Annotated in this window: 12 protein-coding genes; 6 read left to right on the forward strand and 6 right to left on the reverse strand. The window is 71.1% G+C overall.

The annotated features are described in order from the left end of the window. Nucleotides 1-43: 43 nt before the first annotated feature. The 6 genes from ABIA32_RS01555 to ABIA32_RS01580 all read left to right on the forward strand — a co-directional run bounded on the left by ABIA32_RS01555 (nt 44) and on the right by ABIA32_RS01580 (nt 6,200). Nucleotides 44-1,291, forward strand: a complete 1,248-nt coding sequence (locus ABIA32_RS01555) for a methionine adenosyltransferase (RefSeq protein WP_370091827.1) — start codon at nt 44-46, stop codon at nt 1,289-1,291. Next, on the forward strand, nt 1,288-2,208 hold the full coding sequence (locus ABIA32_RS01560) for an aminoglycoside phosphotransferase family protein (RefSeq protein WP_370091829.1): 921 nt from the start codon (nt 1,288-1,290) through the stop codon (nt 2,206-2,208). Before ABIA32_RS01555 ends, ABIA32_RS01560 begins: the two co-directional genes overlap by 4 nt. Further along, complete coding sequence (locus tag ABIA32_RS01565; RefSeq protein WP_370091830.1) at nt 2,205-2,909, forward strand: histidine phosphatase family protein; 705 nt, start codon at nt 2,205-2,207, stop codon at nt 2,907-2,909. The genes ABIA32_RS01560 and ABIA32_RS01565 overlap by 4 nt, the downstream gene beginning before the upstream one ends. Continuing rightward, nucleotides 2,902-4,194, forward strand: coding sequence for a serine--tRNA ligase (gene serS, locus ABIA32_RS01570; protein ID WP_370091831.1), 1,293 nt, complete (start codon nt 2,902-2,904; stop codon nt 4,192-4,194). The genes ABIA32_RS01565 and serS overlap by 8 nt, the downstream gene beginning before the upstream one ends. Next, a complete protein-coding gene (locus ABIA32_RS01575; RefSeq protein ID WP_370091832.1) occupies nt 4,195-5,214 on the forward strand; it encodes a glycosyltransferase in 1,020 nt (339 codons plus the stop codon). A gap of 86 nt (nt 5,215-5,300) precedes the next feature. Beyond that, the gene (locus ABIA32_RS01580) at nt 5,301-6,200 is read left to right on the forward strand and encodes a hypothetical protein (protein WP_370091833.1); all 900 of its coding nucleotides are present in this window, start codon (nt 5,301-5,303) and stop codon (nt 6,198-6,200) included. 75 nt (nt 6,201-6,275) lie between these two features. Here ABIA32_RS01580 and ABIA32_RS01585 read toward each other — a convergent pair whose 3' ends face one another. The 6 genes from ABIA32_RS01585 to ABIA32_RS01610 form a co-directional block, all read right to left on the reverse strand. Next, the gene (locus tag ABIA32_RS01585) at nt 6,276-6,641 is read right to left on the reverse strand and encodes a hypothetical protein (protein ID WP_370091834.1); all 366 of its coding nucleotides are present in this window, start codon (nt 6,639-6,641) and stop codon (nt 6,276-6,278) included. Nucleotides 6,642-7,029: 388 nt separating this feature from the next. Then, nucleotides 7,030-8,022 carry a hypothetical protein gene (locus tag ABIA32_RS01590; protein WP_370091835.1) on the reverse strand — a complete coding sequence of 331 codons (993 nt, stop codon included), beginning with the start codon at nt 8,020-8,022 and terminating at the stop codon, nt 7,030-7,032. 122 nt (nt 8,023-8,144) lie between these two features. Beyond that, complete coding sequence (locus ABIA32_RS01595; RefSeq protein WP_370091836.1) at nt 8,145-9,914, reverse strand: mobilization protein; 1,770 nt, start codon at nt 9,912-9,914, stop codon at nt 8,145-8,147. Then, nucleotides 9,914-10,546, reverse strand: a complete 633-nt coding sequence (locus ABIA32_RS01600) for a MobC family plasmid mobilization relaxosome protein (protein ID WP_370091837.1) — start codon at nt 10,544-10,546, stop codon at nt 9,914-9,916. Before ABIA32_RS01600 ends, ABIA32_RS01595 begins: the two co-directional genes overlap by 1 nt. Before the next feature lie 396 nt (nt 10,547-10,942). Continuing rightward, nucleotides 10,943-11,863 carry a DUF2637 domain-containing protein gene (locus ABIA32_RS01605; protein WP_370091838.1) on the reverse strand — a complete coding sequence of 307 codons (921 nt, stop codon included), beginning with the start codon at nt 11,861-11,863 and terminating at the stop codon, nt 10,943-10,945. A 158-nt stretch (nt 11,864-12,021) separates the two neighbouring features. Next, nucleotides 12,022-12,963 (reverse strand): hypothetical protein, encoded by a 942-nt coding sequence (locus tag ABIA32_RS01610; protein WP_370091839.1) that lies wholly within the window; start codon nt 12,961-12,963, stop codon nt 12,022-12,024. Nucleotides 12,964-13,043: the final 80 nt, after the last annotated feature.

Here is a 13,043-nt window from a genome sequence, read left to right on the forward strand (position 1 = left end):
GCACCGCCCCTCCCGCAATGCCCTTCGACTCAAGGAGCACTTCGTGGAACGGATCACACGTACCAGCGGCCTCAGCCGGACGACCATCGAGACCGGCAGCTTGCCGCCCGATGCCACGACCATCGTGGAGCGCAAGGGACTCGGGCACCCCGACACCCTCGCCGACCACCTCGCCGAGCGGCTCTCGCAGGCGTACAGCAGGTACACCCTGGACCGCTTCGGTGCCGTCCTGCACCACAACTTCGACAAGCTCGCCCTGCTCGGCGGTGCAAGCGAGGTCCGCTACGGGGCCGGCAAGATGACCGCTCCCGTCCGCGTCCTGATCAACGGCCGTGCGGCCTCCTCCTGCGGCGGCGAGGAGATTGCGGTGGAGGAGCTGGCCGAGGACACCATCCGGGCCTTCTTCGTCGAGCGGCTGCCCGAGATCAGCAACCACCTCGACCTGCGTTTCCACATCACCAGCAACTCCAGCCCCGGCGCGGTGCTCACCGACGACGGCACTCCGGAACGGGCGCGCTGGTTCGCTCCCCGCTCGGTGGAGGACCTGCGCGAGCGGAGGATCCTCCTCGCCAACGACACCTCTCTCGGTACCGGCTGGGCCCCCGAGGCCCCGTTCGAGTCCTTCGTCCGCGAGCTGGTTGACCACTTCTCCGGCGCCAGCTCCTTCACCTCCGACCATCCGTGGTGCGGATCGGACGTCAAGCTCATGGGCTACTGGGACGGCCACGAGGCGCACGTCATCGTGTGTGTCCCGCAGAAGTCCGCTGTGGTCGCGAGCCGCCAGGCCTACCTGGACAACCGGCGGGCCGTCCTGGCCGAGTGCGACCGGCTGGCCGCCCTGCGGCTCCCCGGTACCGCGGTGAGCTTCCGGCTCAACGTCCGTGACGTGCCGGAGAAGGACGAGCTCTACCTCACCTACACCGGCAGCTCCATAGAGTCCGGTGACGAGGGCGTCGTGGGTCGCGGCAACCGGGTCAACGGCCTGATCACCCCGCTGCGGCCGATGAACCTGGAGGGCGCGAACGGCAAGAACCCCGTCTACCACGTCGGGAAGCTCTACAACCTTGCCGCGATGCGCCTCGCCCGACGACTCCACGAGCACTTCGGCGGATACGCCGAGGTGCACCTCGTCAGCGCCACCGGCCAGCCGCTGGGCCAGCCCTGGCGCACGCTCGTGCGCCTCTCGGAGCCTGCCTCGGCCGACGAGGTCCACTCCCTCATCGACGAGGCGCTCGCTGGCTTCCCGACGCTGACCGCGGAACTCATTCACGACGGGGTGCTTCTCAGTTGATCGCCGCCATCAACTTCCCCCCGGTCCCGCTGGGTGCCCGCCGCCGCTTGGAGGCCCACTACGGTCCGGGGGCAAGGGACTGGATCGACGCGCTCCCCGAGCGTCTGGCGGCGGTCAGCGCCAGATGGGGCCTGCGCCTGCTCGGTTACCACGACGCCGGGCATGCCTCCGTGGTCGCCACTGCGGCCTCCGGCGACGGGCGACTGGTCGCCGTCAAGGCGTGGCCGGAACCGCAGCGGTACGCCCACGAGATCGCAGCGCTCCGGCTCTGGTACCGCCACGACGACGCAGTGGTGCGGGCCCAGGACGACGAGTTGGCCATGGCGGCGCTCGTCATGGTCGGCGACCGACCCGGTGGTGCTCTCCGCCCTGCGGACGAGAGCCGGATCGTCGCCGACGCCCTGCACGACCTCCACCAGCTCGGACGCCGAGCGGGGAGCCTCCCAGCACTCCCCACCCTGCGCGACCACCTCGCAGACGTGGTCGTCCCCCGCATCCGTGACCGGGCAGCGACGACTCGCCTCTCAGCGCTCGCTCAACGTGCGCTTCCCTGGGCGGCGTGCTGGCGTGAGGACCCGGCCAGGACCACCGTGCTCCACGCCGATCTCTACCGCGAGAACGTTCCGTTCGCCGTCACCGGCGGTCCGGTCTTCATCGACCCGCTGCCCATGCTCGGCGACGCCTGCTTCGACTGGGCGTTCTGGACGGTCTACTACCGCGTCGGGCAGGCCACTGGGGAACGGTTCCGGAACGCAGTGCGTGCTGCGGGACTGTCGAAGGAACTCCTGCTTCCCTGGTGCGTGTGTGCGGCCCTGGACGGCCTCCTCTACTACGAGGCGACCGGCGACCCCCGCCTGCCGACGATGGCCAACACCCTCAGCATCCTCGTACGGCACGCGGAACGGAGCACCCGTTGATCACCTACCTGCTCCGCCACGGGCAGACCGCCTACAGCAGCCGCTACCGGGTCAACGGCGACCCGACTGTCCCCGTCCCTCTCGACGAGACCGGCATCCGGGCCTGCCAGGAAGCCCGCGACCTCCTCCCGGCCGAGATCGTACGAACCTGGGTCACGAGCGCCTTCCCCCGTACGCAGCAAACCAGTGGGCTCCTGCGCGGCACCACCGTCACGGCGGCGGCCGTCGAACCGCTCCTCAACGAACTCGACTACGGCACCTTCGAAGGCGGTCCGTTCCTGACCTACGCGAGCTGGCTCCAGGAGCACGGCCCCCGCGCACGACCAGACGGCGCCCGGGAGTCGCAGCACGAAGGCATTCGCCGGATGCTCACCGGAGTGCGCGCGACGCTCGCGCTCACCGGCCCGCGCTGCGTCGTCGCGCACGGCCTCCTGCTCTCCGTCCTGTACTGGAAGTGCTCCAACCCCTCGGCCACGGCGATGCCGGTCTTCTTCCCGGAAGCCCCCTGCCTGGTGCCCTTCGCTGCCGCCGACGCTGACCTGGAGGAATGGGTCAGCGACCTGATCACCGAGATCGACAGTCCCGGCGGTGACGTAACGCGTCCGGAGGGTGACTCGACGGAATTGCGTACGGGGGCGGACCCCGTTCTTGCTACCGTCGATCCACTAGCCCTGCTGGAGGAGAAGGACCCTCATGCATGATGCCCGTGCTCTGATCGAACTGGGCGACGAAGCCGTACGCCGACTTGCTCGCCGCGGCTACTCGCTGGACCTCTCCTCCCTGGAGGACCTCCAGTCCCGACGGAACGAGAGCATCCACTCTGCCGACGAGCTCCGCTCCGAGGCCAAGAGCGTCGCCCAGCAGGTCCAGCAGACGGCGAAGGCCGGCGGCGACGCCTCCGCCCTCAAAGAGACCGCCCGCAAGCTCAAGGAGCAGATCCGCGAGACCGAGGCTGCGGGCGAGCGCGTCCAGGCCGAACTCCGCGACTTCCTGTTGGGCATCCCGAACCTCCCCTCCGACGAGGCGCCGGACGGCAACTCCGAGGAGTTCGCCGTGGAGGTCCGCCGGGTCGGCAACCCGCCGGCCTTCGCGTTCGAGCCCAAGGACCACGTCGACCTGGGCGAGGCCATGGGCATCCTCGACTTCGCCCGCGCGACCAAGCTGTCAGGTCCCCGGTTCAGTGTCCTGCGCGGCGTCGGCGCTGCCCTGGAACGGGCGCTGGCCACCCTCTTCCTCGACATCCACACGCGCCGCCACGGGTACGTCGAGCACTCGGTACCGTTCCTGGTCACCCGCAAGACGATGACCGGCACCGGGCAGCTGCCGAAGTTCGAGGAGGACCTCTTCGCGACCGGCGTGGCCGAGCGCGAGCTGTTCCTGATCCCCACCGCCGAGGTGCCGCTCACCAACCTCTACGCGGACGAGATCATCCCGGCCGACGAGCTGCCGCTGGCGCTCACCGCGCACACCCCCTGCTTCCGCTCCGAGGCCGGCTCCTACGGCCGCGACACCCGCGGCCTCATCCGCCAGCACCAGTTCGCCAAGGTCGAGATGGTCCGGCTCTGTGCCGCCGACCAGTCGCGGGCCGAACTGGAGAAGACCGTCGGGCACGCAGAGGCCTGCCTGAAGGAACTCGGCCTCTCCTACCGCGTGGTCATGCTGGCAGCCGGCGACACGGGCTTCTCCGCCCAACTGACATACGACCTCGAAGTCTGGCTGCCGAGCCAGCAGACCTACCGCGAGATCTCCTCGGTCTCGGACTTCGGGACCTTCCAGGGGCGTCGCGCCGGGATCCGCACCCGCGGTGCCGACGGCAAGACGCAGCCGGTCGCCACGATCAACGGCTCGGGCCTTCCCATCGGCCGCACCCTGGCAGCGCTCCTCGAACAGCACCAGCAGCAGGACGGCTCGGTCGTCCTGCCGGAAGCCCTCGTCCCGTACCTCGGCTTCCGCCGCATCAAGGCGGACGGCTCACCGGAGGCATAAGTGTTAGTCGGCGTCTGCGACTTCCCGAGCAGCTACAGCTTTCCCCCCGCCGCCTACGGCGGCATCGAACGGTGGCTGTGGGCCGTGGCCATCGGGGCCCGAAGCGCAGGCGCCGACGTACACCTCCTCGGGCCGAGCTGGCTGCCATCCCTCGAAGCGGACTGGACGCGCAAGCCGATCCGCTTGGAGGACAACGTTCCCGGCACCCTGGCGGCCAAGGAGCTCGCGGCGGCCGGGTACGACCTGCTGGTCGTCGGCCACGAGTACCCGAGCCTGCCCGGATGGTGCCGCACCCGGGAACTGCTGGACTGCGACGTGGCCACGTTCCAGCACAACCCCTCCTTCCAGCACACGGCAACCGCCTTCGACGGCGACCGCACCCGGCTGTACTGCTACTCGCCGGAGATGGCCGAGCGCTACGCAACCCACCAACCGATCGCAGAGCTCGCCGTCCACAGCGGCCTGAACGAAGCAGAGCCGCCGTCCGCCCCGGGCCGGGACCTGGTCTGGCTGGGACGGGTCGACGAGGAGAAGGCACCGCACCTCGCGGTGCGGGCAGCCCAACTCCTCGGCCGTCGAATCCGGATCGTCGGCCCCGTCTTCGACACCGCGTACGTCCAACGCCACGCTGCCCTCTTCGCCGCAGAGCACGTGGAATGGGCGGGCGAGCTCGGCGGGCCGGCGAAGACCGCCGCTCTCCGCGACGCCTCGGTGTTCGTCTACACCTACGCCCGCAACTACGTCGAGGCCGGCGCGGCCGTATTCGGGGAGTCGCTACGTGCGGGAACCCCAGTAGCGGCCCTGACCTGGCGTAACGGAACCTGCGCCCAGGCCGCGCTGTGCCCGCGAACAGGCGCAGCAGCCGTCCTCTCCCCGGAAGCGGACGACGAGACGGCCGCCCTCGCTCTTGCCACCGCGATCGAGGACGCGGCCCGGCTGAAGCATGCCGAGGTCCAGGAACTGGGGCTGCTCCGCTTCGACCCTCGCCGTCACTTCCAGGCGCTCTCCACACGATCGTGATCGGCTCGCCAGCAGGGGACCTGATACTCCGACAGCTCCGCTCTGCCCTTGGGCCGCGTTGGGAGTTCACCACTGACGGCAGGCAGTTGGAAGCCCTCCATCCCGATCGAGGAACGCCGTACATCCCGGCCCGTCGACAGCCGTCCTGGGCCGAACTGCTCGACCGGCTGCGGGAGGCCTTCGCGGAGCAGGGTGTCCCACGTACAGCCTGCCTCCCGCTGCGCTGGGGCAGGGACACCGAGCTGACGATCTCGGCGGTCCAAGCGCTCGACCCCCTCCTCAAGGACGGTCAACCCGGCTCCAGCCGCCGGGGATTCCTGCCCCAGCCCGTGGTCCGCCTCACCGGTCAGCGCAATGCCGACGGCAGTCTGCGGGAGGGGTTCCTGACGTCCTTCGCCAACACCTCGCGCATCGAGCCGGTCAAGGACAGCAGCCAGTACGCCCTGATCCTGGACAACTGGCTGACGGTCCTCTCCCGGCTCGGCCTCCACGCCCGGCACGTCAGCGTCCACGGCCACCTCCGGGTGTGGCGGCGACGGGAGGTCGCAGGGATCACCCTGCGTTTCCGTCATGCGGGGATGCCACTCGGCGACATCGTGCTGCTGTGGAACGCGGACAGGCCCGAGTGCATGGCCGTGGATCTCGGCACCTCTCTCGAACGACTCGCCTGGGCACTCACACGCGCTCCCTGGCTCGACCTCGTCTTCGGAGACTTCGCCAGAACTACTCCCGCGTCCACACTCGACTCCATCCGCACAGCGACCCTGCTCCTGGCCAACGGCATCCTGCCTGCCAGCCGCGGCGCAGGCAGCATCACCCGAAGGGTGCTGTCCACCGCCCCGCCGGCGGCGACCAGCATGGGCGTGAGCGCGGTGGTGCGCCAGAACTACAACTACTGGAGCCTCTTCGCCCCGTTGCAGAACTCGTGGGCCGATGTCGTACGCCTGGCAGAAACCGAGCTCTACCGGCGCCCGCCGCCGCCCTGAGCCGAAGCCCGGTGGCGCAGGGCCGACCTGCCCTGCACCACCGCGCTTCGACGACGATCACGTTAACGCCGCCTGTTAATGCCAGATTGCCCCGGCGAGGAATCCATCGAAGCCCGCCGCTCGGACGGCCTCGTCGTAGCTGCTCCAGACGGCTTCGACGTAGCCGAAAAGGCCGTCAAAGGTCTCCAGGTCGAGGTCGGGTTCGAGCCATTCGTGTGTGCAGCGGCAGCGGACGTAGACCTTGGCAAGAACCTCGACGAGGAGCCAGTCGCGGGTGGCATGGCAGTGGGCGCAGGTGATGAGGAAGCCGCGGGGGCGCAGTTCGTCGGGGTGGGGGACGCTGCGCGTGAGGACCTGGCCGGGCAGGAGGTCGGGGATCTCGACGGGGTAGTCGGGGATGCACGGGGTGGGTTCGTCGGCGGGCTGATGGGGGTGGGTCAAGCGGGCCTCCCTGGGCCTTGGCGTTGGGGCAACGACACCAAGGACCGGCGGTCGCTAGAAGTTCCCCACAGACGAAGAAGACACCGAAACGACATCCGCCCTGACCGGAGCCTTGGCGCCTCGGGGGCTGGCCGTGCTTGGGGTAGCACTTCTATCTTCTCGGCCAAGGCCCAACTGCCGGGGACCGGTGGCTGAGCATCCTCTGGGCCAGGTCGTGGAGAGGGGGTGCCACTTCTCGCTCACTCCGGTGGCGGCCTCCCCGCAGGGAGCCGAGGCGTCGGCTCCCTGCGGGGGTACTGGTGCCACCGGTGGGAAGGCTGAATCGACCGTCAGGTGCCCGTTGTCGAGTCACGGAAGCCGTGGCGACTGACCGGGCGGCGAGGTGTCGTCAGCTCTCGGCGATCTCGTCGTAGCGGTCCTGGTAGAGGTCGAGGCCGTTGAACGGCGCGTACTCCTCCCAGTCGGCCTCCTCGTCCTCGTACTGGTCCAGTAGTCCGGCCTGGACCTTCGGCGGGAGGGCGTGGAACTCGTCGAGGGCGAACAGCAGGCCGATGTCGAGCGGCCCCGGGTAGGTGGGCTCGATGGTCCAGGTGGCGGCTATGTGCGCGGCCTGGGCCTGGACGAGCGGCACGTAGGCGATGTCCAATTCAGCCTCCTCGCAGACGCCGGGCGCGAAGTACTGGATGACGTCGATGAGGGTTCGGTCGTCCTGGACGCCCCAGAAGGCGGTGGCGACCAGGTCTTCGACGGCCGCGCGGAGCCTTGCCCGGAGCTCGCGGTCCGTCATCCAGAAGCCGGTCGCACCAGGCCGGACGGGGCTGGCGTCCGCAAGAGGATGCGGGGAGGAGGTGCCGGTGTCGCAGATGGGGGTGGGGTCGGTGGGCATGGAAGGGTCCTCCGGGGTCGGGGGCTGCGTGGTGGTGGACGTGGGCCCGGCGGCGGGCAGGGCCGTGTGATCGGTCTCGGAGAGATGAAGGTTCTGCGGATCCGGCGTCTGGGTGGCCGTGCTGACCAAGCCGGCCAGGGCGTCGGGGGCCAGGGACTGCGCGAGTCCGACCAGGGCGGCGCGGGTGTCGTCGTCAATGAGGGCGGCGAGGTCCGCGAGGCCGTCGCCGGTGTTCAGACGGGCGATGAACGGGGTGAGAAGGCCCAGGAGCCGGTCGCCGTCCTGGGCCTTCTCCTCGTGATATTCGGCCTCGCGCTGGAGCTGGGCCAGGCCGGCGTCGATCTCGGCGGGCGTGGCGTCCAGGAGGAGCGCGAACTCCTCCGGGCTGAACGCCGTGCCGTCCTTGCGGGTCCAGGTGGTGGGGTCGTCGACGTCGGGGAAGGAAGTGTCCAGCCACAGTGCGACGACCTGGGGGCGGATGGCGGGTGAAGTCACAGCGGTACTCCAAATCACTTACGTGGAAAGGGAAGAGGTCATCGAGGGGATGCGCTCGGTGGTGCGGCGCCTCGTCGGTGCCGGTGCGGGGCTCAAGCCTCGGCACTGGTTGGGGTGCCGCTTCAGCGGCGGCGGTACTGGCTGGGCGCGCCCGTGCTCCTGGGCGTGGCGGCCGGGATCTCCGGGTGGGCGGCCGTGGTCCGGGTGGTGGTTCGCAGGCGGGCCGCAGCCGCTGCGGGGTTGATAGCGGGCTGGTGGCCGAGGTGCGCGATGCGCAGGGCGAGGACGGTGGCGGGGCTGCGGGCGGAGTCCAGTTCGCGCTCGCGCAGTGCCTGCCGCAGGAGTGTTCGGGGGTTGTGCCCACGTTGCGCGGCGTCGGCCAGTGCGGCCCGCAGGCGGTCGGCCTTCGGGTCGACTGCGATGCGCTGTGCCTGTTGGTCGGGTAGGGACGCGGTCAGGTCACGGGCGAAGTCCAGGGCGGCTCCTTCGGTGTGCGGGTGGCGGGTGGTCATTTGGGCGAGCGGCTGTTCGGCGACTTGCTCGACGGCTGCCTGCAGCCGGATGACTGCGCTGTGGGCGGCGTCGGTCTGCTGCTGGTGGTGTCGGCGGCCGTGCCAGTCCTGCGCGAGGAGGGCGGCGAACAGGACGCCGGCGAGCGCGACCGCGAACAGGTCCGCGGCGCCGCTGCCGCTCTCGCTGGTGGCGAGGTCGACCAGTTGCCGGGTCGCGTACCGGAACTCGCGGGTCCTGGCGTGGTCGGCCCGCACCTGCGAGCGGGTGGCGCGCGCGAGCTGCCTCTGGGCTGCCTTGAGCTGGCCCGCGATGTCCGGCGGAGCCTGGGCGGCGAGCACGGTCAGGCTCTCGTGGAACGCGGCGATGTACGCCTGTGCCGTCGCTCCGTCGTTGCCTTCGCCGGTGTCGCCGGTGTCGCCGGTGTCGGCGAGGAGGGCGGGGACGAGGTGGCGGTCGAGCGCGTCGGTGTAGGCGAGCAGCGGGTGTCCAGCGCGGGTGCGGCGGGCGGTGGGGTACTCCTCGGGTGCGGGGTTGGCAGCGAGGCGGCCTTCGACGTTCGGCCAGGACAGATCGGGGGCGAGCTTCCCGGCGGCGAACCACACCGGCTTGCCGGCGGCGTTGACGTCCCCGGGGCGGCTGACGCGGTAACCGACCAGCTCACCGTTCTTGCGGACCTGGTGGACGTGAACGCCGAGCCCGCCCTCCAACAGGTCGAAGAACTCCTGCGGGCTGCTGGTGACCGCGAGGGCCTCACGGATCTGCTCCTGCAGCCACACCCGGGAGGGCTCCTCCCACCCCTGACCCTGGGCCTTGTGGACCTCGGGGCTGGTGGGACTCCGGGAGGCGGTCTTGTCTCCGGACTTCAGGCGCCGCAGGCCGAGTTCGACCTCCAGCTTGCGGCACTCGGCCTGGGCGCGCTGCCCGTCCTTGTGTCGACGTGGAGCACGCCCGTCCTCCCGGACGGCCGTGGCGACGATGTGGATGTGGCGGGGGTCGTGGCGCACCGCGATCCACCGGCACGCCATCGGATCCCCGGAGGGGGCGATGCCGGCGGCGTGCACGATCCGCCGTGCGACCATGCCCCACTCCGCGTCCGACAGGAGCCGGTCCGTCGGGGCGATCGCGACCGGGCAGTGCCACACGTGCCCGCTCTTCCGCGGGCCGCTGTCGGCCAGCAGCCGGTTGACGGGCACGTCGAGGAAGCGTGCGAGCTCGGTCAGGGTGGCCTCGGGATCGCGACCCGGGTCGGGGACGCCGCGGTCGAGCCAGGCCGCGACGATGTGCGGGTCCTCGTGCTCGTCGTGGCGGCCGGCCCCGTAGAGGTAGCCGAGCAGACCGCGGGTGTCGCGGCCGAGCCGGGGCTGGATGTCGGGCACCATCAGCGACCCCCGACGGTTTCGACCAGGCGTACATCAAGAACGCGCAGCTCGGCGAGGACGGCGTCGAGCTGGTCAAGGCTCTGCTCGACCCGTTCCGCCGACGACATGTCGCCCATGTTGAGCTGCCGGGCTATCTGGTTGAGGTTCACCCCGACCTTGCCCAGCTGCCACATGGTGCGGCCGAGCTCCTCGCCGATGGCGCGCAAGGCACGCTCGTGCGGCAGCAGCACCAGCAGCTGGTTGGTGGCCACCGCGACGGCCGCGTCCGCGATGAAACCGGAGAAGTTCTCGGCGCCGCGCTCGCGGACGGCGTCCCCGATCAGGCGGACCTCGGTCGGCGTCAGTCGGATCGAATGGTGATCGCGCGTCTCCTCCCCGCGCCGACGCAGCCGGATGGCCGGCATCGGCTCGCTGCCTGGGTTGTCGGCCGGGAACCGGGGGACGTCGAGCGCGGCGAAGCCGTCCTGGAGGAACACCGCCGTCGGCACACGGCCCTCGGGCCGCTCGCCGTCGACGGACTCGTCGTGCGCGCGGTGCTCGGCGGCAGTCTCGGCGTCGACGGGATGCACGGCAGCAGCGCGCGCGGCGCGGGCACGGTCGCTCGCGCGCGACGCGGTGTCAGGGTCGCCCACGACCCCGTCCGGCGCCCCTGCCGGACCAGCCCCCGCAGCCCCACCGGCGGGAACAAGCTCGCCCGGGCCGCCAACGGTGGCACGGGTGATACAGCTTGCTCCGGTTTGGGGCTGGCTGTGCTCAATGTTGCTGCTGGCCAGTGTAGTTGTGGTGGCTTCGGTGCGGGGAACGTGCCCGTCGTGGAGGTCGTGTCGGTTGTTCATGGTGGGCTCCTGGGGATGTGCGGGGCTGGGGTGCTGGTGCTTGCGCGTCGGTCCGGGCGGTATGGCGGTGACGGGGCGGTGCCGTCGGTCCTGTGGGCGCGGGGTGCGGCGGAACGGGGTGGGTGAGCGGAATGGCGGGGGCGGGCGGCCCGGAATGATCCGGGCCGCCGTCCGTGCGACCGGTCGGCAGGGCTACTGGCCGGCCTGGTCGAACTCCTCGCGCAGGAGGGTCATGAGCTCGGTGAGCCGTTTGTCGCCGATCGTCAGACCCGCTGCCCGGATTTCCTGAGCGACCGCCCGGCGAGAGAGGCCGCCGTGCGCGCTGACCGCGGCACGCGCGATGGTCAGCAGGTCTTCTATCGAGCCACCCGGCGGACGACCCCGCCGAGACCGTCCCGCCACATCTCCGGCGCCAACCGCGGTGGTCAGTGCGGCAGTGGCGGTGGCGTCGTGGAGTCCGGATTGCGGGCGGTGCCTGGAATCCGCCTCCGATTCCAGGCCGGGGGCGGATTCGTGCACCGGCTCGGGCTCGCCGTCCTCGCCGACGACCCGGTAGGCGGTCGGCGCGAGGTCCCTGCCCGCGGTGCTCGCCGGTGCCGGCGCGGAAGCGGGGACGGGGACCGGGGTCGCGCTGACGGTGGGGTCGCTGTGGCGGGTGATCAGGATGTGCAGGTGGGTCGCCCCGGCCAGGGCGAGCGGCGCGAGCGTGGACAGCACGCCGACGGTGGCGTCACCCAGCCGCAGCTCGACCGCCGGGTGGGGCAGTTGGTTGAGGCGGATCGCGTGCAGGGCGTTGGCCCAGATGCTGGCCGTGGTGGCGGTGGCGAACAGGGCCCAGGTGTACAGGCGAGCCCCGAGCGGGGTGGTGCGCAGGACAAGCAGGGCGCGGACACCGTAGGCGATGAAGCCGTCGATGACGACCGGGAACAGCCAGGTAAGCGCGGGGCGGACGTGGATGGCGAAGGCCATCTGCCGAAGTGCGTCGTACGACAGCAGGCAGCCGGCCGCGCCGAGCAGCAGGACCGCGAGGCGGTCCCACACGGTGGCCCGATGGCCAGGAGATCCCGACGCTGCAGTCGAGGCCGGGGCTGAAGGCAGGTTGGTGGTGGGCATGGGTGCTCCAGGCAGTGGTTCGAGGAGAGCCGGGGTGGCCGGCGGGCAGCCCGAGGTGTGGACGCGGCGGGGCGTGCGGGGTCGCCGGACTTCCCCGGGGGACATCGGGGCTGGTGAAGGTGGGGTGGGTGCGGTCCAGGCGGCGGGCCTGGGCAGGCTCAGGCTCTGCGGGGCTCGGGGGTGCGGTCGGCGGCGCGCATGGCAGCCCGGACCATGGCGATGCCGCGGGCGGTGGCGACCTGGCCACCGCCGACCTGCACGGTTCGCCCGCCCAGTCCCGCGCACGGGCGGCAGATGCCCGGTTGGGCGACGGGGTCGGCGCACCGGGCGCACTCGTGCCGCTGCGGCGCGACAGCCGCGACCACGGGCTGCGGGGCCGGTGGGAGCTTGCGCTGCAGCCGGTCGCGCAGCACCGCGACGACCGAGTGCATCTGCGTGGGCAGGCCCGGCAGCAGCGCCTGGGCCAGGTCGCGCTCGGTGCAGCCGCGCTCCAGCCACTGCGCCACCAGCGGGGCCAGTGCCGCGGCCTCGACCGTGCCCAGCCGAAGCCGCGGCTCGGCGCGGATCACCCGGAACAGCGTGGCGACCGCCGAGTCGGCTGGCAGTTCCCCGCTCCCGTCCGTGCCGTTGGTGTTGGTCGTGGGAGCTTGCCGGCCGCCCACCCCACCGGTCGCGGCATCGCCGCCGCCCTGCGGCTGCTGTGCCTGCTGGGGGAGGGTGGGTTCTTTCTCTCGGTTCTTTACAGGGAGGGCGTCACGTCGCCCGGACCTTGCCGTACCGGATCCCGAGCGGGTGAGAGTCGGTGTGACCTGCGGAGTGTCCCAGACGTGGGCCACGCTCAGGATCGTGCCGTCCTCCTGGCGGATCTTGTCGACACGGTAGTAGCCGAACGCCGCCAGCTCCTTCAGCGCCCGTGCGATGGCCAGGCGCCCCTGCGGGCTGCTGTCAGCCATGTGCCGGCCGTCCTCGCGCCACCCGTCGGGGCGCGAGAGGAGATCAGCCAGCAGGCCACGAGCGGTGTACGTCAGCCGACGGTCCTGCACCAGGGGGTTGGGTAGCACGATGAAGTTGCTCGCGTGGTGGGTGCGGTGGATCAGCATGCGGCACCGCCACCTGCGAGGCGGCGGCTCGGGCCGGAACCCGGGCGCGACCTCTTGGATGGCGGTGGTGCATTCGGTGG

The sequence above is a fragment of the Streptacidiphilus sp. MAP12-20 genome (assembly GCF_041262525.1).
Taxonomy (GTDB): Bacteria; Actinomycetota; Actinomycetes; order Streptomycetales; family Streptomycetaceae; genus Streptacidiphilus.